The sequence below is a fragment of the Dyella sedimenti genome, assembly GCF_022760995.1.
GTDB classification, from domain to species: domain Bacteria; phylum Pseudomonadota; class Gammaproteobacteria; order Xanthomonadales; family Rhodanobacteraceae; genus Dyella; species Dyella sedimenti.
The window spans coordinates 53,714-79,813 of the sequence record NZ_JAKWJO010000013.1 but is presented as its reverse complement, the minus strand read 5'-3'; the positions used below and the strand labels follow the sequence as shown (position 1 = coordinate 79,813).

At 66.0% G+C, this 26,100-nt stretch carries 28 protein-coding genes; 25 read left to right on the top strand and 3 right to left on the bottom strand.

Annotation, left to right across the window (positions count from 1 at the left end; translation table 11 throughout):
- Positions 1–376: hypothetical protein (locus MJ605_RS19465; protein ID WP_243043138.1), on the top strand; the 376-nt coding region annotated here is incomplete at its 5' end.
- A 511-nt stretch (positions 377–887) separates the two neighbouring features.
- On the opposite strand, the gene MJ605_RS19110 is transcribed toward MJ605_RS19465, so the two are convergent.
- Positions 888–1,361: a hypothetical protein gene (locus tag MJ605_RS19110; protein ID WP_243043137.1), complete on the bottom strand. Its 474-nt coding sequence runs from the start codon at positions 1,359–1,361 to the stop codon at positions 888–890.
- Positions 1,362–1,405: 44 nt separating this feature from the next.
- Complete coding sequence (locus MJ605_RS19105; RefSeq protein ID WP_243043136.1) at positions 1,406–1,723, bottom strand: hypothetical protein; 318 nt, start codon at positions 1,721–1,723, stop codon at positions 1,406–1,408.
- A 912-nt stretch (positions 1,724–2,635) separates the two neighbouring features.
- Here MJ605_RS19105 and MJ605_RS19100 point away from each other — a divergent pair.
- Positions 2,636–3,736, top strand: coding sequence for an IS1595 family transposase (locus MJ605_RS19100; protein ID WP_243043135.1), 1,101 nt, complete (start codon positions 2,636–2,638; stop codon positions 3,734–3,736).
- On the opposite strand, the gene MJ605_RS19095 is transcribed toward MJ605_RS19100, so the two are convergent.
- Positions 3,720–4,277: a hypothetical protein gene (locus tag MJ605_RS19095; RefSeq protein ID WP_243043134.1), complete on the bottom strand. Its 558-nt coding sequence runs from the start codon at positions 4,275–4,277 to the stop codon at positions 3,720–3,722. The two genes, MJ605_RS19100 and MJ605_RS19095, sit on opposite strands and share 17 nt — an antisense overlap.
- 211 nt (positions 4,278–4,488) lie before the next feature.
- Here MJ605_RS19095 and fabD point away from each other — a divergent pair, with 211 nt between their 5' ends.
- From fabD to nuoK, 23 genes are all read left to right on the top strand, one after another.
- Positions 4,489–5,436: an ACP S-malonyltransferase gene (gene fabD, locus MJ605_RS19090; RefSeq protein WP_243043133.1), complete on the top strand. Its 948-nt coding sequence runs from the start codon at positions 4,489–4,491 to the stop codon at positions 5,434–5,436.
- A gap of 62 nt (positions 5,437–5,498) precedes the next feature.
- Complete coding sequence (fabG, locus tag MJ605_RS19085; protein ID WP_243043132.1) at positions 5,499–6,242, top strand: 3-oxoacyl-ACP reductase FabG; 744 nt, start codon at positions 5,499–5,501, stop codon at positions 6,240–6,242.
- Positions 6,243–6,541: 299 nt separating this feature from the next.
- Positions 6,542–6,781, top strand: a complete 240-nt coding sequence (gene acpP / locus MJ605_RS19080) for an acyl carrier protein (protein WP_019466215.1) — start codon at positions 6,542–6,544, stop codon at positions 6,779–6,781.
- 199 nt (positions 6,782–6,980) lie between these two features.
- Positions 6,981–8,219: a beta-ketoacyl-ACP synthase II gene (gene fabF / locus MJ605_RS19075; protein WP_243043131.1), complete on the top strand. Its 1,239-nt coding sequence runs from the start codon at positions 6,981–6,983 to the stop codon at positions 8,217–8,219.
- On the top strand, positions 8,216–9,568 hold the full coding sequence (locus tag MJ605_RS19070) for an aminodeoxychorismate synthase component I (RefSeq protein WP_425601034.1): 1,353 nt from the start codon (positions 8,216–8,218) through the stop codon (positions 9,566–9,568). Before fabF ends, MJ605_RS19070 begins: the two co-directional genes overlap by 4 nt.
- On the top strand, positions 9,568–10,398 hold the full coding sequence (pabC, locus tag MJ605_RS19065; RefSeq protein WP_243043130.1) for an aminodeoxychorismate lyase: 831 nt from the start codon (positions 9,568–9,570) through the stop codon (positions 10,396–10,398). The genes MJ605_RS19070 and pabC overlap by 1 nt, the downstream gene beginning before the upstream one ends.
- The gene (mltG, locus tag MJ605_RS19060; RefSeq protein WP_243043129.1) at positions 10,395–11,432 is read left to right on the top strand and encodes an endolytic transglycosylase MltG; all 1,038 of its coding nucleotides are present in this window, start codon (positions 10,395–10,397) and stop codon (positions 11,430–11,432) included. The genes pabC and mltG overlap by 4 nt, the downstream gene beginning before the upstream one ends.
- A complete protein-coding gene (gene tmk, locus MJ605_RS19055) occupies positions 11,429–12,064 on the top strand; it encodes a dTMP kinase (RefSeq protein ID WP_243043128.1) in 636 nt (211 codons plus the stop codon). The genes mltG and tmk overlap by 4 nt, the downstream gene beginning before the upstream one ends.
- Positions 12,061–12,996 carry a DNA polymerase III subunit delta' gene (holB, locus tag MJ605_RS19050; protein ID WP_243043127.1) on the top strand — a complete coding sequence of 312 codons (936 nt, stop codon included), beginning with the start codon at positions 12,061–12,063 and terminating at the stop codon, positions 12,994–12,996. The genes tmk and holB overlap by 4 nt, the downstream gene beginning before the upstream one ends.
- 46 nt (positions 12,997–13,042) lie before the next feature.
- The gene (locus MJ605_RS19045; RefSeq protein ID WP_243043126.1) at positions 13,043–14,665 is read left to right on the top strand and encodes an ArnT family glycosyltransferase; all 1,623 of its coding nucleotides are present in this window, start codon (positions 13,043–13,045) and stop codon (positions 14,663–14,665) included.
- A 1-nt stretch (position 14,666) separates the two neighbouring features.
- Positions 14,667–15,593 carry a PIG-L deacetylase family protein gene (locus MJ605_RS19040; RefSeq protein WP_243043125.1) on the top strand — a complete coding sequence of 309 codons (927 nt, stop codon included), beginning with the start codon at positions 14,667–14,669 and terminating at the stop codon, positions 15,591–15,593.
- Positions 15,594–15,721: 128 nt separating this feature from the next.
- Positions 15,722–16,078 carry a PilZ domain-containing protein gene (locus MJ605_RS19035; protein ID WP_243043124.1) on the top strand — a complete coding sequence of 119 codons (357 nt, stop codon included), beginning with the start codon at positions 15,722–15,724 and terminating at the stop codon, positions 16,076–16,078.
- Between the two features lie 332 nt (positions 16,079–16,410).
- Positions 16,411–16,767 carry an NADH-quinone oxidoreductase subunit A gene (locus tag MJ605_RS19030; protein WP_243043123.1) on the top strand — a complete coding sequence of 119 codons (357 nt, stop codon included), beginning with the start codon at positions 16,411–16,413 and terminating at the stop codon, positions 16,765–16,767.
- On the top strand, positions 16,758–17,315 hold the full coding sequence (locus tag MJ605_RS19025; protein WP_243043122.1) for a NuoB/complex I 20 kDa subunit family protein: 558 nt from the start codon (positions 16,758–16,760) through the stop codon (positions 17,313–17,315). The genes MJ605_RS19030 and MJ605_RS19025 overlap by 10 nt, the downstream gene beginning before the upstream one ends.
- A 17-nt stretch (positions 17,316–17,332) precedes the next feature.
- Positions 17,333–18,061: an NADH-quinone oxidoreductase subunit C gene (locus MJ605_RS19020; protein WP_243043121.1), complete on the top strand. Its 729-nt coding sequence runs from the start codon at positions 17,333–17,335 to the stop codon at positions 18,059–18,061.
- Between the two features lie 2 nt (positions 18,062–18,063).
- Complete coding sequence (locus MJ605_RS19015) at positions 18,064–19,320, top strand: NADH-quinone oxidoreductase subunit D (RefSeq protein ID WP_243043120.1); 1,257 nt, start codon at positions 18,064–18,066, stop codon at positions 19,318–19,320.
- A 19-nt stretch (positions 19,321–19,339) separates the two neighbouring features.
- The gene (gene nuoE / locus MJ605_RS19010) at positions 19,340–19,867 is read left to right on the top strand and encodes an NADH-quinone oxidoreductase subunit NuoE (protein ID WP_243043119.1); all 528 of its coding nucleotides are present in this window, start codon (positions 19,340–19,342) and stop codon (positions 19,865–19,867) included.
- Between the two features lie 12 nt (positions 19,868–19,879).
- A complete protein-coding gene (gene nuoF, locus MJ605_RS19005) occupies positions 19,880–21,190 on the top strand; it encodes an NADH-quinone oxidoreductase subunit NuoF (RefSeq protein WP_243043118.1) in 1,311 nt (436 codons plus the stop codon).
- A complete protein-coding gene (gene nuoG / locus MJ605_RS19000) occupies positions 21,187–23,508 on the top strand; it encodes an NADH-quinone oxidoreductase subunit NuoG (RefSeq protein ID WP_243043117.1) in 2,322 nt (773 codons plus the stop codon). Before nuoF ends, nuoG begins: the two co-directional genes overlap by 4 nt.
- A 4-nt stretch (positions 23,509–23,512) precedes the next feature.
- Positions 23,513–24,538 carry an NADH-quinone oxidoreductase subunit NuoH gene (nuoH, locus tag MJ605_RS18995; RefSeq protein WP_243043116.1) on the top strand — a complete coding sequence of 342 codons (1,026 nt, stop codon included), beginning with the start codon at positions 23,513–23,515 and terminating at the stop codon, positions 24,536–24,538.
- Between the two features lie 103 nt (positions 24,539–24,641).
- Entirely contained in the window at positions 24,642–25,133 is a 492-nt protein-coding gene (nuoI, locus tag MJ605_RS18990) for an NADH-quinone oxidoreductase subunit NuoI (protein WP_111983554.1), read from the top strand.
- Between the two features lie 14 nt (positions 25,134–25,147).
- Positions 25,148–25,798 (top strand): NADH-quinone oxidoreductase subunit J, encoded by a 651-nt coding sequence (locus MJ605_RS18985; RefSeq protein WP_243043115.1) that lies wholly within the window; start codon positions 25,148–25,150, stop codon positions 25,796–25,798.
- Complete coding sequence (gene nuoK / locus MJ605_RS18980) at positions 25,795–26,100, top strand: NADH-quinone oxidoreductase subunit NuoK (protein WP_243043114.1); 306 nt, start codon at positions 25,795–25,797, stop codon at positions 26,098–26,100. Before MJ605_RS18985 ends, nuoK begins: the two co-directional genes overlap by 4 nt.

Below are 26,100 nucleotides of genomic sequence, written 5' to 3'. Positions count from 1 at the left end.
CGGGCCATGCTGCAATTTTGCCACCCGCGAACCAGCCTTCAACCCGGTTTTGTTAGCGGCTCTAAATAGGATCGAAGAGCTGCTTGACATCCACGCCAAGCACCACGCTCAGCTTGCACAGGACCAACAGGGACGGATTGCCGATCGCACGCTCGATCTGGCTGACATAGGTCCGATCAACATCGGCGCGAAGCGCCAATTCTTCTTGGGACAACTGCCCCTCATCCCTAAGCGCACGGATGTTTTGCGCCAAAATTTTTCGGACCTGGTCGAAACTCCGTGCCATAAAGGCACGGTGCCGCTTGCGAGAGCGTCAATCCACGGAATATATTCTACAAAAAGCGCGGCGCCAAGGGCGTCGCCATTTGGAATGTAAGCTGTGGAGGCCCGATGATTTGCCCGCATTGTCACGGCGAAAACGTGCAGCGCCTGGCCGTGATCCATGCTGCAGGCACCACTCGGTTTGGAGCTTCCCATCACGTGCAAGATGGTTTTGGGCCAGGCGAAACTATAGAAACGTCCGGCTATCGGCAGTCTCTCTTGGCCTCCAGTGCCGCGCCGCCAACAGGAAAGAGTTTGCTTTCACCTCTTCTCCTCGTGGCTGTAGGTGCCATCATCATGTACGACGCGCTGAAGTTGAGGCATACGTTTTTCGGCGTAGATTGGGGCAAGTTCTGGATCAGCGCTTCGCTTATCGGTGTGGGCGTAATCCTGGTTGTGCTCCGCTGGCGATATAACGTCGTACAGAGTGAACACCACCGCGCTTGGTTGCGATCCTGGCTGTGCCATTCCTGTGGCACGAAATTCGAACCAACGTAACGACGTTGCCATTGCTCGATGGGGCAAAACATACGTTCTCGTTCGAGCGCCGGTGGAAAAGTAACGCCCTAAATCGCACTGGCCATTGCTGCCCCACGCAACGCCATGGCGTCGATAAGCGCGTGGTGACGTTTACCACACAGCTCCGGGTGTTCACGCCACCAGTGTTCGCATGCGGCGTGCAACCCCTCCAAACGCACCCACGCCACCTCCGGAGCCGGACCTTGGGGCTCGGAAACCTCCAGCCCATCGATGACGTATTGGCAAAGACTCCGATCATGGCCGAAGTCGTAATGAATTGATGGCTTCGAAAGGCCAGCCAAAAAATCACGCAATCGCCGTGCCAGTGTTGCGTCGTCCATGGCGGCCGCCCCTCGCTCCAGCAGCGGATACACCACGGATCGAACCCACGGCACGGGATCAGTTGGAAGGGGGTCGCGTTCGGCATAGAAGACGTGCAGACCATCGGCCGATATCAGCGCTATCGATACCAGCTCCGATGCGAGAACGTCAGCCCACTCGCAATCCAGGTACAGATCCACCGTATTCCCCTTCGCAGTCATGCTGACCGTCCCCGCGCGGTCCGCTAACCTAGGTTGTAGTACAGCTCTGCATAGTATTCGCCTGCTCCCAGCGGCATTTCCCCGAGGCTTTTTTTTACGGCATCGGGGATCCATTGAAGCATCCGCTTGACCTCGTCGCCTCTATCAGCGGCGATCAGCGACGACTTGATCGCACGATAAAAATATCCGTCGATCTTGCTCTTGAGGATTTCTTCCGCGTACTCCTGGCTGGCTGCCACGGCAATACATATCCGCACCCCTTCTCCCGTGGCGTGATAGATCATATAGCTGATATGCCAGCCGGCTTCGAGAAATCCCCGCGAAGAAGATTCATTGGTCATGGATGAGCGTCCTCTGGACACACCAAAGTGTACGCGCGATACACGCGTCGCCCCTTTCGAAGACCGATATTAAATTAATATTTTGGCATTTTCGCGGTATTAAAAAAGTCATGGAGGCGCCACATTGGGCTGGCTCCTCATTCGTTTGATTGATCCCGCTGCACGTCAAAAAGACATAACGACAATTTTCTAAGCCACGCCAAGAAACGTGTTGTTGCACTAATTTGACGTAAGCCACTGTATGTATTGGATTTTCGTTGACGGCGCGCGTTCGATTAGTAGAGCATATGCCTAACCCGTCATTCGCGCCGGCTTGATTCTCCATGTACAGATCACCGCTGGAATTAACTCTCTTGCTTAGCTTTGGCCCCTTCATTCCTGCGGCAAAAGCAGCGGATCTTCTGTCTTATCCGTCGCTGGAGGCGTTTACATCGGCGCGACGAAGAGGGCGCCTGCCATTCGCGATGTGTCGCCTGGATGGACGAAAAGGCTGGTTCGCGCGAACCAGGGACGTGACGCACTGGATCGAATCGATCGATCGCGATCTAAGCACCGGTGGCTCAACGAGAGTCAGCGCATAACTACAGCCCAGCAACGTATCAATGGCCTAAGGCTAGGTACACCCGTCCCCTTAACCCGGAGCACCAACATCCGATGAGATGAGCACAACCCGTGTTTAAAAATCCGGGTCCCTAGACGAACGAAGGCCCAGTTCCCTGGCAGGGGTAACTGGGCCTTCGTTGGATGTGCAGTTTTCAGCGGCTGCGATCCCATTTTGCGTCATAGCCCAGCACTTTGCAACGAGCCTCAGTAGGCGCGGCAGGCTGCTGTGCGCCCGGTGGCCGGCTTTCGGCCCCACTCGCCCCCAGCGGTTGCCGGGGGTGCTCTCCTTCGCTTGTCTTAGGACCGGAGATGGCGCAGCACCATTTGCACAGTAAGGAGGCAAGGAATTTTGCCCCCTTTGTGCTCAGAATGTCCGAAAACGAAGCAGAGAACCTCTTGGCTGAGATCAGATGGGGTTCCCCTAGCATGCAGGTGTGTCCCTGGTGCGGCGTGATGCGCAAACACTACAGAAAGCACAAGCGTCGGCGCTGGTGCTGTGCCGATTGCAATCGGGATTTCAGTGTCACATCGCATTCCCTGTTGCACGGCCACAAACTTTCATTCAAGCAGCTTGTACTGGCAGCACTGATGTTTGCCAATAAGGTCAAAGGTTCGACCTTACTCCTGATGAGCCGTGATTTAGGCATCACGCCGAAGACGTGCCAGGTGCTCGCAGGAAAGATTCGGGAGTCATTCCTGAAGAATATCGATTTGGCTCCGCTTGATGGCATCGTCCATATGGATGGCGGTTACTTTTGTGGAAAGCCAAGGAAGCCGAACTGCAGGATTAAGATGCCCGCTGATGCCATAGCAAAGCGCTTTGGTAGGAAGAAAATACAGAACACCGCGAAGCCTTGGATCGAAGCGGGTATGACCCGAGAGAACTGGGAGAGACGGGCGGATAAGCGCACCGTGATCTCGATATGCTCCTCTGCAGGCCGTGGGAACGGGTCTGCCAGGACCATGGCATTCGTTTGTCGTTCGGAGAACGCAGCGGACGTGAAGCGCATTGCGGAGAAGTTCATTACTCCCGGTTCTATCGTGATGACCGATGAGGGCGGGGCTTATGGGGCTCTATCCGGTTTATGGGAACATTATTGGGTGCCGCATGCAGAACGGTTCAGCACGCCAGAGGGCGTTTCGAACAACATGGCTGAGACGTTCAACAGTCGTCTTCGACGTGGCGAGTACGGTGCCTTCCACGGATTCAGGCCGAAATATTTGCAAGATTACGCGGCGGAATTTGCCTGGCGGGAAACGAACCGCAAGCTATCTCAGCGTGATCAAGTACTGACGATTCTCCGTGGGTTACTGACTCAGGGAAAGTCGGAATGGTGGCGCGGATATTGGCAAGGCCATCACCGCAAGGAAGAGCTTGGATTGGACTATTTTCTCAATCGTCTAACTTAGATCGCGACATGGCGGTGCCAAGACGAATCAAGCGCCAACGACTCTGATCCTCTCCGGGAGCGTTCTTATTTGTCGTTGCGCCGATGATCCTTTCAACTTCACCAGCCTGCATTAGGGACTGCAATCGGTTTCTTACTGCTCGCCGAATCGATCGATAGACGCCACCGGCGCCCTCAGTCTCGGAAATGCCCAGATGCTCCATGATTTTCCGAGCTATCTCCGGGGTAGTGGTCCATTCGCCATACTCACGCTCGGCCAATATGCGGCGGATATGGCGACCCATGTGGCCATTGGGAAAGAGCCTCGGGTGCCGATGGGGGATGACGGGTTCGATCCCCGTCGGATCTATCTGTATGTCGTGAAGAAGGAACGTGCGGTCCAAAGCCGCGAGCTGGTCGCGCAGCCGGTTCACGTCAGCTTCCATTTGCTCAAATTCGCCTCTTAGCGAATCAAGCTTTGGCAGCAAGCGTTCCAGCTCGCCAGACAGCCTTGATCTCTTTATGATCAGCCACTTAAGTGATGACGGGGTTCTCCAGCTCATGCACCCAAACTATCTCGCGATAGTTTGGGTGTCATGGGGCGTCTGCTACCAATTAGCGTCGCTCCATGGAAAAATGCCGCTCACCGGGCGGCATTTTTTTGCCCGTCATTCCGGCCCGCGCCGGAATGACGAGATAGGGGCGAATACAGCTGCGTATGGCGCGCAATGCTGGCACCATTCGCTTTTTGGCTTTCCGGAAACTCCACGCTCCATGACCCAGACCGCATCCACGCTCGCATTCGTTTTCCCGGGCCAGGGCTCGCAATCGGTCGGCATGCTGGCCGAACTGGCCGCGGCCCATCCGGAAGTGAAGGCCACCTTCGACGAGGCTTCGCAGGGGGCCGGCATCGATCTGTGGGCGCTGAGCCAGCAGGGGCCGGAAGAGGACCTCAACCGCACCGAGAACACGCAGCCGGCGCTGCTGGCCGCCAGCGTGGCGGTGTGGCGGGTATGGCAGAAGCTGGGCGGCGCGCGGCCGGCGCAGCTGGCCGGCCATAGCCTCGGCGAGTACAGCGCGCTGGTCTGTGCCGGCGCGCTCTCGCTGCACGACGCGGCAGCGCTGGTGGCCGAGCGCGGGCGGCTGATGCAGGCGGCGGTGCCGCCAGGCGTGGGGGCGATGGCCGCCATCCTCGGCGCTGACGATGCGCAGATCGCAGCCGTGTGCGACGAAGTGGCGCAGGGGCAGGTCGTGGCGCCGGCCAACTTCAATTCGCCGGGCCAATTGGTGATCGCCGGCCATGCCGAGGCAGTGGACCGCGCGCTGGCCAGGCTGGCCGAGCTGGGCGTGAAGAAGGCGATCAAGCTGGCCGTGTCGGTACCGTCGCACTGCGCGCTGATGCGCGAGGCGGCCGACCGCCTGGGCGAGCGCATGGCCTCGATCGCCTGGCAGTTGCCCTCGATCCCGGTGGTGCAGAATGCCGAGGCGCGCAGCTATACCACGCTGGAGGACATCCGCGCCGCGCTGCAGCGCCAGCTGTACCTGCCGGTGCGCTGGACCGAATGCGTGCAGGCGCTGGTCGCCGGCGGCGCCACGCGCATGGCCGAGGCCGGTCCGGGCAAGGTGCTTGCCGGGCTCGCCAAGCGCATCGACAAGAGCGTCGATGCCCGCGCGATCGGTACGCCGGCCGAGCTGGAAGCCGCCCGCGTCGAGTGGGCGTGAGCGACGACATGGTTTCGCAGGCTGGACGGATCGACGTCCAGCCATCCAAAGGGAAACGAGAGATGAGCAAGACACTGCAAGGTGAAATCGCCCTGGTCACGGGGGCCAGCCGCGGCATCGGCGCGGCGATCGCGGACGAGCTGGCCGCGCAGGGTGCCACGGTGATCGGCACGGCCACCAGCGAAAGCGGGGCGGCGGCGATCGGCGAGCGCCTGGCCGTGCAGGGCGGCCATGGCCGCGTGCTCGACGTGACCGCGGTGGGTGCCATCGAGGCATTGGTCGACGGCATCGCCAAGGAGTTCGGCCCGGTTTCCATCCTGGTCAACAACGCCGGCATCACCCGCGACCAGCTGCTGATGCGCATGCGCGACGAGGACTGGCAGGCCATTCTCGATACCAACCTCACCTCGGTGTACCGCGCCTCCAAGGCGGTGATGCGCGGCATGATGAAGGCACGCAAGGGCCGCATCGTCTCGATCGCCTCGGTGATCGGGCTCACCGGCAACCCGGGCCAGTCCAACTACGCGGCGGCCAAGGCCGGCATCATCGCGTTCTCCAAGTCGCTGGCGCGCGAGATCGGCTCGCGCGGCATCACCGTCAACGTGGTGGCGCCGGGTTTCATCGATACCGACATGACACGCGCGCTGCCGGAGGAATCCAAGGCCGCGTTGCTGGGACAGATCGCCCTGGGCCGTCTGGGCGAGGCACGCGACATCGCCCAGGCGGTGGCCTTCCTGGCATCCCCGGCGGCGTCCTACATCACAGGCGAGACCCTGCATGTCAACGGCGGCATGTACATGCCGTAGGTTGTGAGGCAGCGGCGGCAAGTCCTGTGGCTGCCTGCATTGTTTGAAACGACCGGGCGCCGCTCCAGCCTGCTGGAAGGGCGCCCGATGCGCCGGCACGGGCCGGCTTAACAAGGAGTTGTCGCAAGCGGCAGCGTTTTAGGCGACAATTGCTTCTTTCGCGCCGGTCCCGTGGCCTGCGTTTGACCCTCGCCGGAGGATCGTGGCGGCCATGCGGCTTAGCCACTACAATCCGCCGGCCATATGCCGGCCCGGTGGCCGGCGAGACAGGTAACTACTCCTTGGGAGGTATTGGCAACATGAGCACCATCGAAGAGCGCGTCAAGAAAATCGTCATCGAGCAGCTGGGCGTGAAGGAGGAGGAAGTCACGGCGAACGCTTCGTTCGTGGACGATCTGGGCGCTGATTCGCTGGACACCGTCGAGCTGGTGATGGCCCTCGAGGAAGAGTTCGAGACCGAGATCCCGGACGAAGAGGCCGAGAAGATCACCACGGTGCAGCAGGCTGTCGACTACATCAAGGCCCACACCAAGGAGTGATCGCCCCGTTGGCGACCGGCGCGTCCGCCTGATGCGTCCGTCCACTGGCGATACCGGAAGCTGCGCCGCATCGGCGCAGTTTTCGTTTCTGCATTTTGCAACGTCCGATCCCGTATGGTGCGCGGATGCGCGCCTGCGGCCCGGATGACGTGGCAAGGCCGGCGCAGGCGGCACCACGGAAACACGAGGGAAGATCAGCATGAGCAAACGACGTGTGGTTGTCACCGGACTCGGCATCATCTCGCCGGTCGGCAACGATATCGCGACGGCCTGGGACAACATCCTCAAGGGCGTGAGCGGCATTGGCCCGGTGACCCATTTCGACGCAACCGCCTATGCCACGCGCATCGCCGGTCAGGTCCGTGACTTCGATCCGGCACAGTGGATCGCCCCGAAAGAGATCAAGAAGATGGATCCGTTCATCCACTACGGCATCGCCGCGGGCACCCAGGCCCTGCGTGATTCCGGCCTGGAGGTGACGGAAGACAACGCGCCGCGCATCGGCGTGGCGGTGGCGGCCGGCATCGGTGGCCTGCATACCATCGAGCGCACCTCGATCGAGCTGCACGAAAAAGGCCCGCGCCGCGTGTCGCCGTTCTTCGTGCCTTCCTCGATCATCAACATGGTGTCCGGCCACCTGTCGATCATGTACGGCCTGAAGGGCCCGAACATCGCCTGCGTCACCGCCTGCACCACCGGCACGCACAACATCGGCCTGGCCGCGCGCATGATCCAGTACGGCGACGCTGATGTGATGGTGGCCGGCGGCGCCGAGTTCGCCACCACCGGCACGGCGATGGCGGGCTTCTGTTCGGCCAAGGCCATGTCGACCCGCAACGACGAGCCGACCAAGGCCAGCCGTCCGTGGGACAAGGACCGCGACGGCTTCGTGTTGTCCGACGGCGCCGGTGTGCTGGTGCTGGAAGAGTACGAGCATGCCAAGGCGCGTGGCGCGAAGATCTACGCCGAGCTGATCGGCTTCGGCATGAGCGGCGACGCCTACCACATCACCGCGCCCAGCGAGGGCGGCGAGGGTGCGGCGCGCAGCATGGAAGGCGCGCTGAAGGATGGCGGCCTCGACCCGGCCGACGTGCAGTACATCAACGCGCACGGCACCTCGACGCCGCTGGGCGACCTGGGTGAGGTGCTGGCCGCCAAGCGCGTGTTCGGCGACCACGCCTACAAGCTGGCGATGAGCTCGACCAAGTCGGCCACCGGCCATCTGCTGGGAGCAGCCGGCGGCGTGGAAGCGATCTTCACCGTCCTCGCGCTGCGCGACCAGGTACTGCCGCCCACCATCAATCTGGACGAGCCGGGCGAGGGCTGCGACCTCGACTTCGTGCCGCACACTGCGCGCGAGGCCAAGGTCGACGTGGCCATCTCCAACTCGTTCGGCTTCGGCGGCACCAACGGCACGCTGGCGTTCCGCCGGGTGTGACCGCGCTCCATCGGCGTACCCTGCACGGCCGGCGCGACTTGCTCGCGCCGGCCGCTGCATTTCCGGAGCGCTATCCGGGACTATTGCAGAGCGTCACGCACGGCTCCGCGCAGGCGCGCTACGACATCCTGTTCGCGTTTCCGCAGGATCGGTTGGCGCTGGACGCGGACGGTCGGCTGCGCGACGGGCAGGGGCACGAACGCGAGGGACGTTTCCTCGATGCCCTCGACCGGGCATGGCAGGCCGAACGCACGACGCGGGGCGAGGCGGACGATCTGCCGTTCCATGGCGGCTGGCTCCTGCTGCTGGCCTATGAGCTGGCCGGCGAGATCGAACCGCGCCTGCGCCTGCGCGCTCCCGCGACCTTGCCGGTGGCGCTGGCGCTGCGTTGCCCCGCGGCCGTGGTGGTCGACCACGCGCGCGACTGCACGGTGCTGCTGGCCGAAGCGGGGCACGAGGCGCTGCTTGATGCGATGGAGGCCGACCTGCAGGCGGGAGCGCCGATGCCCGTGCTCGCGGCGCCCATCGCCTGCGGCGAGGACGAGCCGGCGCGCTTCCTCGATGGCGTGGCGCGCATCCACGAGCACCTGCAAGCCGGCGACATCTTCCAGGTCAATCTTTCCCGCGCATGGCACGCGCGCTATGCGGCGGCGCCATCGCCGGCCGCCCTGTACGCCGCGCTGCGGCGGGCCAATCCGGCGCCGTTCGCCGGCCTGCTGCAACAGCCCGGCTGGTCGGTGGTGAGCTCGTCGCCGGAGCGGCTGGTAGAAGTGCGCGATGGCCTGGCGCAGACGCGTCCCATCGCCGGCACGCGGCCGCGCATGCCGGGCGACGACGAGCCGGCGAGCATCCGCGAGCTGAGCACGCACCCGAAGGAACGTGCCGAGCATGTGATGCTGATCGACCTGGAGCGCAACGACCTGGGGCGTGTCTGCGTGCCTGGCACGGTCACAGTGGATGAGCTGATGGTGGTGGAGAGTTATGCGCACGTGCACCACATCGTCTCCAACGTGCGCGGACGCCTGCGCCCCGAGGTCACGCCGGGACAGGTGATCGCGGCAACCTTCCCGGGCGGCACCATCACCGGCTGCCCCAAGGTGCGCTGCATGGAAATCATCGCCGCGCTGGAGGATGCGCCGCGCGGCGCCTATACCGGCGCGCTGGGCTACCTGGACCGCAACGGCGACCTGGACCTCAATATCCTGATCCGCACCTTCGCGCTGTCCGGCTGCGACGTGACGCTGCGTGCCGGCGCCGGCATCGTGGCCGATTCGGTGGCGGAGAAGGAACTGGAGGAAACCCGCGCCAAGGCGCGCGGCCTGCTGCGCGCGCTGGGAGTGCCGGGCTGATGCCGGCGCCGATGCGCGTATGGATGAATGGTGCGCCGGCGACCACGGTGTCCGTGCTCGATCGCGGGTTGTCGTATGGCGACGGGCTGTTCGAGACGATCCGGTTCGAGCGTGGCGGGGCACCTTTGTGGCCTCGCCATATGCAACGCCTTGCCGAAGGCTGCGGTCGCCTCGGCCTGCCGGCGCCCGAGCCGGCGCAGCTGCTGCATGAAGCGTTGGCGGTGGCCGATGGCCTGCCGCAGGCCGTGGTGCGCATCACGCTGACCCGTGGCCAGGGCGAGCGCGGCTACGCGCCGCCACCGTTGCCGCGGCCCACGCGTATCGTGGCCGCCTTCGATGCACCGCCGATGCGGGGCGAGGGCTATGCGCTCGGCATCCGGACGCGCTGGTGCGAGCTGCGCCTGGCGCCGCAACCGCGGCTGGCCGGCATCAAGCACCTCAACCGGCTGGAACAGGTGCTGGCGCGCGCCGAGTGGCGCGATCCCGCCATCCAGGAAGGACTGCTGCGCGATCCGGAAGGCCATGTGGTCTCGGCCACCATGGCCAACGTATTCGCGGTGATCGGTGGCGTGCTGGTGACACCGGCGCTGGATCGCTGCGGCGTGGCGGGCGTGGCGCGCGCGGAAATCCTGGCGGCCAGTCCGGATGCCCAGGTCAGGCCGCTGCGGGAAGAAGCGCTGCGGGATGCCTCGGAGCTGTTCCTGAGTTCCAGCGTGCGGGGCATCCTGCCTGTTCAGGCCGTGGACGATACCGTGTATGTTCCTGGCCCGGTCACCCGTGCCCTGCAACGGCATTGGCGCGGCCTGGGTTTTCCGATGGAGCAGGCATGAGTCGAATGAACATGCAGGGACGTGCGCGGTGGCGCGTCCTGGCGGTGCTGGTGCTGGCGGCGGTCGCCGCCGCCATCGCCTATGGCTGGATGGATTACCAGCGCTTCGTGCGCACGCCGCTGGCGGTGACCGCGCCGGCGCCGAGCATCGACGTGGGCAAGGGCAGCAGCCTGCGCGAGGTGGTCGGCATGTTGCGCGCACAGCGCGCGACCACCGCCGGCCCGCTGTACTGGCGCGTGCTTGCCGAGCAGTTGCGCGTGGCCGGCCGCCTGCACGCGGGCGAATATGCGCTCACCGCCGGCATGACGCCGCGCGACCTGCTGCTGGCCATGGCGGCGGGCAAGGTCCTGCAGCGCAATTTCACCATCGTCGACGGCTGGAACTTCCGCGAGCTGCGCCAGGCCCTGGCCAAGGCCGACAAGCTGCGCCAGGACGGCGCCGCACTGGACGAGGCCGCGCTGATGGCGCGGATCGGCGCGCCGGGCGAATCGCCGGAGGGACGCTTCCTGCCGGAAACCTATGCCTACGTGAAGGGCGACAGCGACCTCGACATCCTGCGCCGCGCGCACGCGGCGATGGCCAGGACGCTCGACGCGCTGTGGCCCCGGCGCGACAAGGACCTGCCGCTGGCCACGCCGTACGATGCGCTGATCCTGGCCTCGATCGTGGAGAAGGAAACGGGGCGCGCCGACGAGCGTCCGCGCATCGCCGGCGTGTTCACGCGACGGCTGCGGGACCACATGCTGCTGCAGACCGATCCCACCGTGATCTACGGCATGGGCGAGGCCTACGCCGGCAATATCCACAAGGCCGACCTGGCCGCCGACACGCCGTACAACACGTATACGCGCCCCGGCCTGCCGCCTACGCCGATCGCCATGCCCGGCAAGCCGGCCATCGAGGCGGCGCTGCACCCGGCCGCCGGCTCGGAGCTGTATTTCGTCGCCAAGGGTGACGGCACCCATGTGTTCTCCAGTACGCTGGACGAACACAATCGCAACGTGGCCTGTTACCAGTTGAAGCGCTGCCCATGACCTCACGCGGCAAATTCATCACGCTCGAAGGCGGCGAGGGCGCCGGCAAGAGCACCCTGCTGGCGGGGCTTCGGCAGCATCTGCTCGCCCAGGGTGTGGACCTGGTGCTCACCCGCGAACCCGGCGGCACGCCGCTGGGCGAGGCGGTGCGCGCCATCGTGCTGGACCCCGCGCAGCGTGGCATGTGCGCGGAGTCCGAGCTGCTGCTGATGTTCGCCTCGCGCGCGCAGTTGGTGCGCGAGTGCATCGCGCCCGCGCTGGCGGCGGGCCAGTGGGTGCTGTGCGACCGCTTCACCGACGCCAGCTATGCCTATCAAGGCGGCGGGCGCGGCGTGCCCGAGGAGCGCATCGCCACGCTGGAGCAGTGGAGCGTCGGCGAGCTTCGTCCCGACCTGACCCTGCTGCTGGACCTGCCCGTGGCCACCGGCCGCGCGCGGGCCGCGGGCCGTGGCGAGGCCGATCGCATCGAGGTCGAGGCCGATGCCTTCTTCGAGCGCGTGCGCGCTGCCTATCGCGCGCGCGCCGCAGCGGAGCCTTCGCGCTTCCGCGTGATCGACGCCAGCCTCACGCCGGCCGGCGTGCTGGCCGCGGCCATCGACGCCACCCGACACCTGTTTGGAGCCGCCGCATGAGCACCATGCCCTGGCATGCCGAGCACTGGTCCCGCCTGCAGGCGCGCCGCGCGCGCGATGCCATGCCGCACGCGCTGCTGCTGTGCGGCCCGGCGGGACTGGGCAAGCGCGACTTCATGCGCCGCTTCGCCCAGGGCCTGTTGTGCATGCAGGCACGGGATGGCGAACCGTGCGGCGCGTGCCGCAGCTGCCTGCTGTTCGCGGCGGGCACCCATCCGGACTTCGCGGTGCTCGGCTACGGGCTGCGCAAGGACGGCGTGCAGCGCAGCGAGATCGTGGTCGACCAGGTCCGCGAACTGTCCGCGCGCCTGGCCATGGCCAGCCAGTTCGGCGGCTGGCAGGTCGTGTGCATCGATCCGGCCGATGCCATGAACGCGGCGGCGGCCAATGCCTTGCTCAAGACGCTGGAGGAACCCTCGCCGCAGACCCTGCTGATGCTGGTGGCCGACGCACCCTGGCGCCTGCCGCAGACCATCCGCAGCCGCTGCCAGCGCATCGAATTCCACCTGCCCACGCGCGAGCAGGCGCTGGCTTGGCTGCGGCAGGCTGGCGTGAAGGGCGCCGAGGCGGCGCTAGAGGCGGCCGGCGGCAATCCGGGGCTGGCGCGGGCGTGGGCCGAGGAGGGCGCGCTGGCGCGCCGTCAGGAAGTGCGCAAGGACCTGGGCGCGCTCGCCGCGGGCCGGGGCGAGGCGATGGAAGTCGCCAGGCGCTGGCTGGACAACGAGCCCGGGCAGCGCCTGTGGTTCGCGGCCCAGGCGGTGGCGGACGAGATGAAGGCGCGCGCCGCGGCGGGCAACGCGCTGCTGGCCAGCCAGCTCGACGACGAGGCGCTGGACCAGTGGTACATGCAGGCCAACCGCACGCGCGAATCGTTACGCGGCCCGCTGCGCGGCGACCTGCTGCTGCTCGAATTGCTCGCGCGCTGGCGATAGCACTCCGGGAAAGCTGATTGACAGCCCGCCTGCCTAGGCTGGCGGCATGAAGTCCCCGCTGCATCGCCTTCCCCTCTGGCCGTGGATCTCTCTGTTGCTGCTGCTGGTCTTGCGACTGGCATGGCTCAATGCGTACACGCTCAATTCCGACGAGGCCCAGCATGCGCACGTGGCCTGGGCCTGGACTCAGGGCCTGTTGCCTTACCGCGACGTGTTCGACAACCACGGCCCCTTGTTCGGCTGGCTGCATTCGCCGCTGCTGGCTTGGCTGTCCGACCGTCCGGATGTGCTGACCTGGCTGCGCCTGGCCATGCAGGGCTGGTATCTCGTGGCGCTCGGCGCTACCGGCTGGATGGCCCGGCGGCTCTATGGCTGGCGGGTGGCGCTGGTGGTCATGCTGGTGGCGGGGCTGTTCCCACGCTTCTTCGTGGTCAGCGGCCAGTTCCGCACGGACGATATGTGGATGGCCATGTGGCTGCTGGGGCTCGCGTTCGTGGCGGGCGCGCCGCCGCGCGCCTGGCGCTACTTCGTGGCGGGCCTGTGCATGGGATGCGCGCTGGCGGTCTCGCAGAAAACCCTGGTGCTGCTGGTCACCACGGTGGTCGCCGCCGGCGTGGTGCGCCTGATGTGTCCGGCTACCGCGCCGCGCGGTGGCGTGCGCTGCTGGGCGGCGGCCGCGCTTGGCCTGCTGCTGGTGCCGGCGGCCTTCGCGATTTGGCTGGCGGCCCATGGCGTGCTGGCGGACGCGTGGTACGGCCTGGCCGGGTACAACGTCGGCGGCGCCAGCAAGCGCCACGCCGCGCAGCAACTGCTGTGGTTCCTGCTGCTGGCGGCGGTGCTGCTGGTGCTTTCGGTACGGGAGGCCAGGCGCCGGGCGGGGGATGCCTTCGACTGGACGGTATTCTTCGCCCTGCAGGGCGGCCTGTTCCTGTTGCTGATCTGGTTCGTCTGGCCGCTGGTCACCAAGCAGGATTTCCTGCCCGTGTTGCCGACCCTGGTACTGTCGGGGGGCGGTTGGGTCTCGCGGCTGGCGTGGCTGGAACGGCGCCCGCAGCTGCGCGCCGCGCTGTTGCTGGCGACGCTGGGCGCCGAACTGGTCGCCATGATCGCCGACGCACCGCCCTGGCGCGACGAGCTGGCGGCGCAGCGCGACGAGCTCGCACTGGTGCTGCGCTACACCGACGACCATGATGCCGTGATGGATCCCAAGGGCGATGCCATCTTCCGTTCGCGTCCCTACTATCCGGTGCTCGAGAGCATGGCCATGCGCCGCCTGCGCAAGGGGCAGATGATGGATACCATCGCCGACGAGCTGGTGGACCATCGCGCCATGCTGGTGATCCTGCGCCGGCTGCCGTATGCGAGCGCCCGCTTCGTGATGCTCAACTACGTGCCGGCCGGCGGCGATGTCTGGGTGGCCGGGCGCATGCTGCCGACCCCGGCGGCCGACCAGTCGATCGACCTGGCGCTGCCGGGAGACTACGTGCTGACGGACGGCCACCAGCGGCTGCGCGCCAGCCTGGATGGCGCCCCCGAAGCCGACCACTGGACGCTCGGGCGGGGCATCCATCACCTGAAGGTCGCCAGCGGTACGCCCGTGGCCCTGGTGTGGACCCAGGCCTTCGAGCGCGGCTGGCGTCCCTTGCCACCCGCGGTGGGGGCGCCCTGAGATGGCGTCGAGTCTGCATGCCGGCACTCGCCTGCTGGTGGTGGCCCCGCACCCGGACGATGAGTCGATCGCCACTGGCGAGCTGATCCAGCAGGTGCGCCAGGCCGGCGGCGAGGTCCGCATCCTGCTGCTTACCCTTGGCGACAACAACCCCTGGCCGCAGCGCTGGGTCGAGCGCCGCGTGCGCATAGGCGAGGCCGAGCGCAGGCGCTGGGGCGAGCGGCGGCGGGAGGAGGTCGAGCAGGCGTTGCGGCAGCTGGACGTGGAGCCCTCGGCCCTGCAGGTCCTGGCATGGCCTGACATGGGCTTGATGGGACGCCTGCGGGAACAGTTGGAGCCCAGCCTGGCGGCGCTCGGCGACAGCCTGGCGGCGTTCCGGCCCAATCTCGTTGCCTTGCCGGCGCTGGGCGACCGCCATCCCGACCACGGCGCCGCCCATGTGCTGTTCCGCCTGGCGCTCGCCCGTTGGCGGGGCGAATCGCCACGAGTGCTGGCCTACCTCGTGCATGGCCGCGAGGAGCGGGGGGGCGGTCGGGTCAAGCTGGATTCTTCCGTAGGCCTGCATGCCAACAAGCTGGCGGCGCTTGCCTGTCATCGCAGTCAGATGACGCTGAGCGGCAAGCGCATGCATCGCCTGGCCGACCGCGCGGAGAGCTACCGGCTGGTTCGCTCGCGCGGCCGCGCCGCCTCTCCGCCGTTGCCCTGGCGGCCGCCTCCGCTGTTGCAGCCCTGGCTGCACCTGCTGGTGGTGGACGGCGATGGCGTGCGTAGCTGGCCCTGGCGCGAGGCGCCCCTGGCCCTCGACGGGCAGGGCAGGCATGTGCTGCATGCATGGTCGGAGGGAAGCGACGGCCCGTGCTTCGCTAAGCTCTACATGAACCTGCGGTCGCCCTGGATCTTCGACCGCTGGGGCTGGTGCGAGCTGTAGCGGGTCGTTGGAGACCGGGCCGGTTTCGTCACATTCCGTCGACATGTCGCTTGTCGCATGGCCATGTGGGTCGCTAGGATGCCCCTCCATGGGCCACCGGCCTCAGCGTCGTTCGCAGGGGAGCAGTCATGAATCCGGCCATCGCCGCCCGCCAGGGCATCATTTCCTTGAAGATCAAGGACACGGCGTCGCTGTACAACGCCTACATGCCTTTCCTGAAGCACGGTGGCCTGTTCGCGCCCACGGCCCAGCGCTACGCGCTGGGAGACGAGGTGGTGCTGCTTATCAACCTGACCGACGAAGGCGAGCGCCTGTCGGTGGCCGGCAAGGTGGTATGGGTCACCCCGGTCGGCGCCCAGGGCAACCGCACCGCCGGCATCGGCGTGCAGTTCAACGATTCCTCCGATGGCGAAGTGGCCCGCACCCGCATCGAGAACCTGCTGGCGGGCATGGCCTCGTCCGAGCGTCCCACGCACACCATGTGAAGCGCGGTTCACGCCGCGGGGCGTTCCCGGGGGCGCCGGTGCCTCGCCCGGGCATAAGACCTTGGTAGCAATAGCTTGCGCTCCCGCGTGGGGCCGCGCATGCAGGCTCATGCAAATCGCCTTCCAAATACCCGTCAAGGCTTGTTGTTGTTAAGCGCGCTGATACAATGTCGCGATTCCCGATTCAGATCGTGGAAAGTCGGACGCTCGTGGCCCCCATGCACGCGATCGTGGCGCAAGCCCAAGGCCTTCATTGGCCTGCCGAAACCGGTTCCGGACCGTTTCCCCCGACGGTCACTGATGCGCCCTGAGGCGCGGAGGTACGTTTCACCGTGCTTGCCGAATACTGGCCCATTCTGCTCTTCATCGGCGTTGCCGCCGGCCTTGGCGTGGTGCTGCTGGCCATCGGCCTGCTCGCCGGTCCCCGTCGTCCCGAGTCGGAGAAGCTCTCGCCCTACGAGTGCGGCTTCGAAGCCTTCGAGGACGCCCGCATGCGCTTCGACGTGCGCTACTACCTGCTGGCGATCCTCTTCATCATCTTCGATCTGGAAATCGCCTTCCTGTTCCCCTGGGCGGTGGTGTTCCAGAAGATCGGCCTCACCGCGCTGGTCGAGATGGCGACATTCCTGTTGCTGTTGGTCATTGGTTTCGCTTACGTGTGGAAGAAGGGAGCACTGGAATGGGAGTGATCTCGTCCCTCGACCGGGTGATGCACAACCCGCAGCCGTTGAACTTGGTGGACGACATCCTGCGTCCGGCCGAGGACAACCCCGTCATCCAGCGCGGTTTCGCCACCACCAGCGTCGATGCCCTGATGAACTGGGCGCGCACCGGCTCGATGTGGCCGATGACCTTCGGCCTGGCCTGTTGCGCCGTGGAAATGATGCACGCCGGCGCCGCGCGGCTGGACCTGGACCGCTATGGCGTGATCTTCCGTCCGAGTCCGCGCCAGTCCGACGTGATGATCGTGGCTGGCACCCTGGTCAACAAGATGGCCCCGGCGCTGCGCAAGGTCTATGACCAGATGCCGGATCCCAAGTGGGTCATCTCCATGGGTAGCTGCGCCAACGGCGGCGGCTACTACCACTACTCCTATTCCGTGGTGCGCGGCTGCGACCGCATCGTGCCGGTGGACATCTACGTGCCGGGCTGCCCGCCGACGGCCGAAGCGCTGATCCACGGCATCCTGCAGTTGCAGAAGAAGATCCGCCGCACCAACACCATCGCGCGTTCCTGACAAAGGCGCAGCAGAGCATGACTGATACCCCGACGAACTCGCTGGCCGAGCGCCTCTCCGCGCGATTCGGCGACACGCTGAAGATCAGCGTCGTGCGCAACGAAGTGACCGCCGAAGTGGCCGCCGCCGACCTGCTCGCGGTGGCCGCTGCGCTGCGCGACGAGGCGCCGTTCCGTTTCGGCGTGCCGATCGACGTCTGCGGCGTCGACTACCTGGGTTACGGCCAGACCGAATGGGACACCGAGACGGTGTCCGGCACCGGCTTCTCGCGCGGCGTGGAAGGCGAGGCGATGGGCCGCTTCAAGTGGGCCGACCGTCCGCGCCCCGAGGCATCGCCGCGCCGCTTCGCCTCCGTGGTGCACCTGCTGTCGCTGGAGAACAACCAGCGCCTGCGCCTGCGCGTGTTCGGCGAGGACGACGCGCTGCCGGTGGTGCCGTCGCTGACCGGCATCTGGCCGGGCGTGAACTGGTTCGAGCGCGAGGCGTTCGATCTGTACGGCATTGTCTACGAGGGCCATCCGGACCTGCGCCGCATCCTCACCGACTACGGTTTCGTGGGCCATCCGTTCCGCAAGGACTTCCCGCTGATCGGCAACGTCGAGGTGCGCTACGACCCCGAGCAGAAGCGCGTGGTGTACGAGCCCGTATCGATCGAGCCGCGCGTGCTGGTGCCGCGCGTCATCCGTGACGATGCCGACCTGCTGCAGGCGAAGGCCGAGGCGGCCGATAACTGGCGGAACAATTAATCATGGCGCAAGAGATCCGCAACTACACCATGAACTTCGGCCCGCAGCATCCCGCTGCGCACGGCGTGCTGCGCCTGGTGCTGGAGATGGACGGCGAGACCGTGGTCCGCGCCGATCCGCACGTGGGCCTGCTCCACCGCGGCACCGAGAAGCTGGCCGAGTCCAAGCCGTTCAACCAGTCGATCGGCTACATGGATCGCCTGGACTACGTGTCGATGATGTGCAACGAGCACGCCTACGTGCGCGCCATCGAGACCCTGCTGGGTATCGAGGCGCCGGAGCGCGCGCAGTACATCCGCACCATGTTCGACGAGATCACCCGCATCCTGAACCACCTGATGTGGATCGGCTCCAACGCGCTCGACCTGGGCGCGATGGCCGTGTTCCTGTACGCGTTCCGCGAGCGCGAGGAACTGATGGACGTCTACGAGGCGGTGTCGGGCGCGCGCATGCACGCGACCTACTACCGTCCGGGCGGCGTCTACCGCGACCTGCCCGAGCGCATGTCGCAGTACCGCGAGTCGCCGTGGCACAAGGGCAAGGACCTGAAGCGCCTCAACAGCTGGCGCGAAGGCTCCATGCTCGACTTCCTCGAGGCCTTCACCAGCGACTTCCCGTCGAAGGTGGACGAGTACGAGGAACTGCTCACCAACAACCGCATCTGGAAGCAGCGCACCGTCGGCATCGGCGTGATCCCGCCCGAGAAGGCCCAGGCCTGGGGCATGACCGGCGTGATGCTGCGCGGTTCGGGCATCGAATGGGACCTGCGCAAGAAGCAGCCCTATGCCAAGTACGCCGAGGTGGACTTCGACATCCCGGTGGGCGTGGGCGGCGATTGCTACGACCGCTACCTCGTGCGTGTCGAGGAGATGCGCCAGTCCAACCGCATCATCCAGCAGTGCGTGAAGTGGCTGAAGGCCAACCCGGGTCCCGTCATCGTGCAGAACTACAAGGTCGCACCGCCCAGGCGCGAAGGCATGAAGCAGGACATGGAAGCCCTCATCCACCACTTCAAGCTGTTCACCGAGGGCTACGGCGTGCCGGCCGGCGAGACCTATGCCGCGGTCGAGGCGCCCAAGGGCGAGTTCGGCTGCTACCTGGTCTCCGACGGCGCCAACAAGCCGTTCCGCGTGCACTTGCGCGCGCCGGGCTTCGCCCACCTGTCCTCGATGGACGCCATCGTGCGCGGCCACATGCTGGCCGACGTGGTGGCGATGATCGGTACCTATGACCTCGTGTTCGGCGAAGTCGATCGCTGAGCCCGGAGGATAAGCACACATGAAAGCCACCGGAAATTACGAGCAGGTCAAGAACGTCGACCCGCTCGTCGAACTGACCGAGCACACCCGTCACCATATCGACGAGTGGGTCGCCCGTTTCCCGCCGGACCGCAAGCGCTCGGCGCTGATCCAGGCGCTGTTCGCCGCGCAGGAGCAGAACCAGGGCTTCCTCACCGACGAGCTGATCACTGCCGTCGCCCGGTACCTCGAGCTGCCGGCCGTGTGGGCCTACGAGGTCGCCAGCTTCTATTCGATGCTGGAAACCCGCCCCGTGGGCCGCAACAACGTCGCCATCTGCACCAATATCTCCTGCTGGCTCAACGGCGCCGAGGAACTGGTGAAACATTGCGAGCAGAAGCTGGGCATCAAGCTCGGCGAGAGCACGCCCGATGGCCGCGTGTACCTCAAGCGCGAAGAAGAGTGCATCGCCGCCTGCGCCAGCGCGCCGGCGATGACCGTCAATGGTCACTACCACGAGCGTCTGTCGATCCAGAAGATCGACGAGATCCTCGATGGTTTGAAATAAGGGCAGGGCGCAATGGCTTACGGACCCGCACCCAAGGAACACCAGGTCGTCTACACCACGCTGCATTTCGACAAGCCGTGGGCGATGGACAGCTACACCCAGGTCGGTGGCTATGAGGCGTGGAAGAAGATCCTCGCCGAGAAGCCCGATCCGACCGCGCTGATCGAAGAGATCAAGAAGAGCAACCTGCGCGGCCGCGGCGGCGCAGGCTTCCCGACCGGCCTGAAGTGGTCCTTCATGCCCAAGGGCGACATGCAGAAGTACATCCTCTGCAACTCGGACGAGTCCGAGCCGGGCACCTGCAAGGACCGCGACATCCTGCGCTTCAACCCGCATGCGGTGATCGAGGGCATGGCGATCGCGTGCTACTGCACCGGCTCCACCGTCGCCTACAACTACATGCGCGGCGAGTTCCACCACGAGCCATTCGAGCACTTCGAGGAAGCGCTGAAGGAAGCCTACGCGGCCGGCCTGCTCGGCAAGAACATCCAGGGTACTGGACTCAACGTGGACATCTACGCCGCGCTCGGCGCCGGCGCCTACATCTGCGGCGAGGAAACCGCGTTGATGGAGTCGCTGGAAGGCAAGAAGGGCCAGCCGCGCTTCAAGCCGCCGTTCCCGGCCAACTTCGGCCTGTACGGCAAGCCCAGCACCATCAACAACACCGAGACCTACGCCTCGGTGCCGGCCATCCTGCGCAAGGGCGCGGACTGGTTCCTGGCGCAGAGCAAGACCAAGAACGGCGGGCCGAAGATCTTCTCGGTCTCCGGTTGCGTGCAGAAGGGCGGCAACTTCGAAGTGCCGCTGGGCACCACCTTCGACGAACTGCTGGAAATGGCCGGTGGCCTGCGTCCGGGCCGCACGCTGAAGGGCGCGGTCCCGGGCGGCGTGTCGATGCCGGTGCTGCGCGCCGAGCAGCTCAAGGGGCTGCCGATGGACTACGATACCCTGCGCGACCTCAAGACCGGCCTGGGCTCCGGCGCCATCGTGGTGCTGGACGACACCGTCTGCACGGTGCGCTTCACCCGTCGCATCTCGCAGTTCTTCCACAAGGAGTCCTGCGGCCAGTGCACGCCGTGCCGTGAGGGCACCGGCTGGATGCACCGCGTGCTGGACCGCATCGTGGCCGGGCAGGGCACGATGGACGACCTGCATCGCCTGAAGGCCATCGCCGGCCAGATCGAAGGCCACACCATCTGCGCGTTCGGCGAAGCCGCCGCGTGGCCGGTGCAGGGCTTCCTGCGCCAGTTCTGGGATGAATTCGAGTACTACATCGTCAACGGTCGCTCGATCGTCGACGACAAGCTTGGAGCCGCCGCATGAGTGCGCAGCCCGCCACCCCCACCCTCGATCTGCTGAACATCGAGATCGACGGCAAGCCCACGCAAATCCGCAAGGGCGCCATGATCATCGAGGCGGCCGACGCCATCGGCATCGCCATCCCGCGCTTCTGCTACCACCGCAAGCTCCCCATCGCCGCCAACTGCCGCATGTGCCTGGTGGAAGTGGAGATGGGGGGCAAGCCCATGCCCAAGCCGCAGCCGGCCTGCGCCACTCCGGTGGCCGAGGGCATGAAGGTCAAGACCCGCTCCGACTCCGCGCTGAAGTATCAGAAGGACGTCATGGAGTTCCTGCTGATCAACCACCCGCTGGATTGCCCGATCTGCGACCAGGGCGGCGAGTGCGAGCTGCAGGACGTCGCGTTGGGCTATGGCCGCAGCGTGTCGCGCTTCACCGAGCGCAAGCGCACCATCGCGGACGAGAATCTCGGCCCCCTGGTCGCCACCGAGATGACTCGCTGCATCCAGTGCACGCGCTGCGTGCGCTTCACCAGCGAGATCGCCGGCACCTACGAGCTGGGCGGCATGAGCCGCGGCGACAACCTGCAGATCGGCACCTACATCGGCAAGACCATCGAGACGGAGCTGTCGGGCAACATCATCGACGTCTGCCCGGTAGGCGCGCTGACCAACAAGCCGTTCCAGTTCAAGGCGCGCGCCTGGGAACTGGTCGCCAAGCCGTCCGTGGCCTACCACGACGCGCTGGGCTCCAACCTGTGGCTGCATACCCGCCGCGGCGAAGTGCTGCGCACGGTGCCGCGCGACAACGAATCGATCAACGAGTGCTGGTTGTCCGACCGCGACCGCTACAGCCACCAGGGCCTCTACGCGGCCGATCGCGTGAGCGCGCCGCAGGTCAAGCGCAACGGCCAGTGGCAGGCCACGACGTGGGAAGACGCGCTCGGCGCAGCCGTGGAATCGCTCAAGGCGGTGCCGGGCAGCGAGCTGGGCGTGCTGGTCCATCCGGCCACCACCAACGAGGAGGGCGACCTGCTGGTGCGCCTGGCCCGCGGCCTGGGCAGCACCCACATCGACCATCGCGTGCGCCAGCTCGATTTCGCCGACAACGCAGCGGCGACCATCTTCGCCAAGCCGGTGGCTGAGCTGGACAAGGTCAAGGCCGCGCTGCTGGTCGGCTCGGACCTGCGCCATGAGTTGCCGCTGGTCAACCATCGCATCCACCAGGCGGTGAAGAAAGGCGCCAAGGTCTACGCCGTCAATCCGGCGAGCTTTGACTTCAACTACAAGCTGGCCGGCGAGGCCATCGTGGCGCCGCAGGTGCTGGTCGATGCGCTGCTGTCGCTGGCCAAGGCCGCGGTGGAGGCGGGCGCCACGGCGCCGGCCTCGCTGGTGGACGCCATCGGCGGCGCTTCGTCCGACCAGGGCGACAAGGACGCCATCGCCAGCCTCAAGGGCGGCAGCGCCGTGGTGATCCTCGGTGAGGCGGCGGTGACCCATCCGCAGGCCTCGTGGCTGCGCGCCGTGGCCCGTTTCGTCGCCGAGGCGACGGGCGCCGCCTACAACGAGCTGCCGGTGGGCGCCAACGCCATCGGCCTGGCCCGCGTAGGCGTGCTGCCGGGCCATGGCGGCCTTGATGCGCAGGCCATGCTGGCCCAGCCGCGCAAGGCCTATGTGCTGTACGGCGTGGAGCCGCACGACGTGGCCGATGGCGCCGCCTTCCTCAAAGCGCTGAAGGGCGCCCAGCAAGTGGTGGCGTTCTCGGCCTTCGCCAGCCCCGCGCTGCGCGAGGCGGCCGACGTGATCCTGCCGATTGCGCTGCTGCCGGAAATCGACGGCACGCTGGTCAACGTCGATGGTTTCGCGCAGAGCGTGGCCGCCGGCGCCAAGGCGCCGGGCGAAACCCGCCCGGGCTGGAAGGTGCTGCGTGCGCTGGGCGGCGTGCTCAAGGCCGCCGGCTTCGAGTTCGACGACCTGGCCGGCCTGCGCGAAGGCATCGCCGAGCGCAACCACGTACCGCGCACCGAACTGGCCCCGCGGCCGGCGGCCGGCGGGCTGACCCGCCTGGCGACCTGGCCGATCTACCGTACCGATGCGGTGCTCCGCCGCGCCACGGCCCTGAGCAAGCATCCGCTGAACCGCGCACCGGCCGTGCGCGTGAATCCGGCGGAAGCGCAACGCCAGGGCCTGGCCGAGGGCAGCGCGGTCCGCGTCGCCGACGCGGTACTGCCGCTGGCCATCGATGCGGCGGTGCCCGACGGCGCCGCCTGGATCGAAGCCGCGCACGAGGACACCCTCACGCTGCCGCCGTATGGCGCGGCCCTCACCCTGAGCAAGGCGTAAGCACATGGGCGAACAGATACTCAATCAGGTCGTCTGGCCGATCATCTACATCCTGTGCATCATCCTGCCGTTGGTGATCGCGGTCGCGATGTTCGTGTACTGGGAGCGCAAGGTCATCGGCTGGATGCACGTGCGCATGGGACCCAACAAGATCGGTCCCCTCGGCCTGCTGCAGGCCTTCGCGGACGTGGTCAAGCTGCTGCTGAAGGAAGTGATCCTCCCGACCAGCGCGAACAAGGTGCTCTACTATTTGGCGCCATTGCTGGCGCTGATCCCGGCACTCGCCGCGTGGGCGGTGGTCCCGTTCAGCGACCGCATGGTGCTGGCCAACGTCAACGCCGGCCTGCTGTACCTGCTGGCGATGACCTCGCTGGGCGTCTACGGCATCATCCTGGCCGGCTGGGCCTCCAACTCGCGCTACGCGCTGCTGGGCGCCATGCGTTCGGCTGCGCAGGTGATCTCCTACGAGCTGGCGATGGGCCTGTGTCTGGTCTGCGTGCTGGTGCTGGCGGGTTCGCTGAACCTCACCGACATCGTGCATGCCCAGGCTGGCCACAAGGGCATCCTCGACTGGTTCATGTGGCCGCTGCTGCCGGTCTTCATCATCTACTTCATTTCCGGCGTGGCCGAGACCAACCGCGCGCCGTTCGACGTGGCGGAAGGCGAGTCGGAAATCGTGGCCGGTTTCCATGTGGAGTATTCCGGCTCGGCGTTCGCGCTGTTCTTCCTGGCCGAGTACGCCAACATGATCCTGGTCAGCTTCCTGGCCTCGATCCTGTTCCTGGGCGGCTGGCTGTCGCCGTTCCCCGCCTCGTGGGGCTTCATCGGCCAATCCGGCTTCCTGTGGTTGTTCGTCAAGGCCTTTGTGTTCGCCTTCATGTTCCTGTGGTTCCGCGCCAGCTTCCCGCGCTACCGCTATGACCAGATCATGCGGCTGGGCTGGAAGGTATTCATTCCCATCACCATCGTCTGGGTCCTCGTCGCCGGCTGCATGAAGTATTTCGGCTGGGTCACGGTGGGGGGCTTATGAGGGCTAGTTTCGACCAGCATCATCGCGAGCACCCGCCCCTCATCCGCCCTGATGGGCACCTTCTCCCCGGAAGGGAGAAGGGCGTTATGCCGAGAGCGTACCTATGAACCGCGTTACTCACTATTTCAAGAGCCTGCTGCTCATCGAGCTGTTCAAGGGCATGGCGTTGACCATGCGCTACATGTTCAGCCCGAAGTACACGATGCGCTACCCGATGGAGCACATCCCCAAGTCGAACCGCTTCCGCGGCCTGCATGCCCTGCGCCGCTACGCCAACGGCGAAGAGCGCTGCATCGCGTGCAAGCTGTGCGAGGCGGTGTGTCCTGCGCTGGCCATCACCATCGACTCGGCGCCGCGCGAGAGCGACGGCCAGCGCCGTACCACGCGCTACGACATCGACCTGTTCAAGTGCATCTTCTGCGGTTTCTGCGAGGAGAGCTGCCCGGTCGACTCGATCGTCGAGACCCACATCCATGAGTACCACTTCGAGCAGCGTGGCGAGAACGTGGTGACCAAGCCGCAGCTGCTGGCCATCGGCGACCGCTTCGAAGCGGACATCGCCGCAGCCCGCGCTCAAGACGCCGCGTATCGCTGAGGGGCAGGGACATCATGATCGATCCTCAAATGTTCCAACTCGTCTGTTTCTACGCCTTCGCCGCGGTCACCGTGGTGGCGGCGCTGGGCGTGATCTCCCTGCGCAACACGGTGCATGCCGTGCTGTCGCTGGTGCTGACCTTCTTCAGCACCGCCTGCATCTGGCTGCTGGCCGAGGCCGAGTTCCTCGCCATCGCCCTCATCGTGGTCTACGTGGGCGCGGTGATGGTGCTGTTCCTGTTCGTGGTGATGATGCTGGACATCAAGCAGGAGCAGGTGAGGGAAGGCTTCATCAGGTACCTGCCGGTGGGCATCATCGTGGCCCTGGTCATGCTCGGCGAGATGCTTGCGCTGATCGGCGTGCGCGCCATGCACCAGACGCTGATGGGCGCCAATCCCGCCACCGCGGCCGGCGTTTCCAACACCGAATGGCTGGGCCATGCGCTGTATACCCAGTTCCTGCTGCCGTTCGAGATCGCCGCGCTGATCCTCACCGTGGGCGTGGTGGCGGCGGTCGTGCTGACCCTGCGCCATCGTACCGGCGTGCGCCACCAGCAGGCCTCGCAGCAGGTCCTGGTCAATGCGCGTGACCGCGTGCGCGTGGTCAAGATGGCTGCCGTCACTCCGGCGCCATCGCCGGCACCGGGCAAGGAGACCACCCCATGATCACGCTCTCGCACTTCATCGTGCTCGGCGCGGTGCTGTTCAGCATCGCCCTGGCCAGCCTGTTCATCAACCGCAAGAACGTGATCGTCCTGCTGATGTCGATCGAACTGATGCTGCTGGCGGTGAACATCAACTTCGTCGCGTTCTCCCGCTTCCTGGGCGACGTGGCGGGGCAGGTGTTCGTGTTCTTCATCCTCACCGTGGCTGCGGCGGAAACCGCCATCGGCCTGGCGATCCTGGTCCTGCTGTTCCGCAACCGCAGCACCATCAACGTCGCCGAAATCGACAGCATGAAGGGCTGA

Coding starts and splice junctions, on each gene's coding strand:
- MJ605_RS19035 (WP_243043124.1), top strand. CDS start 15,722: ATGAATCCGGCCATCGCCGCCCGCCAGGGCATCATTTCCTTGAAGATC.
- pabC (WP_243043130.1), top strand. CDS start 9,568: ATGCCGGCGCCGATGCGCGTATGGATGAATGGTGCGCCGGCGACCACG.
- fabF (WP_243043131.1), top strand. CDS start 6,981: ATGAGCAAACGACGTGTGGTTGTCACCGGACTCGGCATCATCTCGCCG.
- MJ605_RS19095 (WP_243043134.1), bottom strand. CDS start 4,277: ATGAGCTGGAGAACCCCGTCATCACTTAAGTGGCTGATCATAAAGAGA.
- fabG (WP_243043132.1), top strand. CDS start 5,499: ATGAGCAAGACACTGCAAGGTGAAATCGCCCTGGTCACGGGGGCCAGC.
- nuoK (WP_243043114.1), top strand. CDS start 25,795: ATGATCACGCTCTCGCACTTCATCGTGCTCGGCGCGGTGCTGTTCAGC.
- MJ605_RS19020 (WP_243043121.1), top strand. CDS start 17,333: ATGACTGATACCCCGACGAACTCGCTGGCCGAGCGCCTCTCCGCGCGA.
- MJ605_RS19015 (WP_243043120.1), top strand. CDS start 18,064: ATGGCGCAAGAGATCCGCAACTACACCATGAACTTCGGCCCGCAGCAT.
- tmk (WP_243043128.1), top strand. CDS start 11,429: ATGACCTCACGCGGCAAATTCATCACGCTCGAAGGCGGCGAGGGCGCC.
- holB (WP_243043127.1), top strand. CDS start 12,061: ATGAGCACCATGCCCTGGCATGCCGAGCACTGGTCCCGCCTGCAGGCG.
- nuoH (WP_243043116.1), top strand. CDS start 23,513: ATGGGCGAACAGATACTCAATCAGGTCGTCTGGCCGATCATCTACATC.
- nuoE (WP_243043119.1), top strand. CDS start 19,340: ATGAAAGCCACCGGAAATTACGAGCAGGTCAAGAACGTCGACCCGCTC.
- acpP (WP_019466215.1), top strand. CDS start 6,542: ATGAGCACCATCGAAGAGCGCGTCAAGAAAATCGTCATCGAGCAGCTG.
- mltG (WP_243043129.1), top strand. CDS start 10,395: ATGAGTCGAATGAACATGCAGGGACGTGCGCGGTGGCGCGTCCTGGCG.
- fabD (WP_243043133.1), top strand. CDS start 4,489: ATGACCCAGACCGCATCCACGCTCGCATTCGTTTTCCCGGGCCAGGGC.
- MJ605_RS19100 (WP_243043135.1), top strand. CDS start 2,636: ATGGCGCAGCACCATTTGCACAGTAAGGAGGCAAGGAATTTTGCCCCC.
- MJ605_RS19045 (WP_243043126.1), top strand. CDS start 13,043: ATGAAGTCCCCGCTGCATCGCCTTCCCCTCTGGCCGTGGATCTCTCTG.
- nuoF (WP_243043118.1), top strand. CDS start 19,880: ATGGCTTACGGACCCGCACCCAAGGAACACCAGGTCGTCTACACCACG.
- MJ605_RS18985 (WP_243043115.1), top strand. CDS start 25,148: ATGATCGATCCTCAAATGTTCCAACTCGTCTGTTTCTACGCCTTCGCC.
- nuoI (WP_111983554.1), top strand. CDS start 24,642: ATGAACCGCGTTACTCACTATTTCAAGAGCCTGCTGCTCATCGAGCTG.
- MJ605_RS19105 (WP_243043136.1), bottom strand. CDS start 1,723: ATGACCAATGAATCTTCTTCGCGGGGATTTCTCGAAGCCGGCTGGCAT.
- MJ605_RS19025 (WP_243043122.1), top strand. CDS start 16,758: ATGGGAGTGATCTCGTCCCTCGACCGGGTGATGCACAACCCGCAGCCG.
- nuoG (WP_243043117.1), top strand. CDS start 21,187: ATGAGTGCGCAGCCCGCCACCCCCACCCTCGATCTGCTGAACATCGAG.
- MJ605_RS19040 (WP_243043125.1), top strand. CDS start 14,667: ATGGCGTCGAGTCTGCATGCCGGCACTCGCCTGCTGGTGGTGGCCCCG.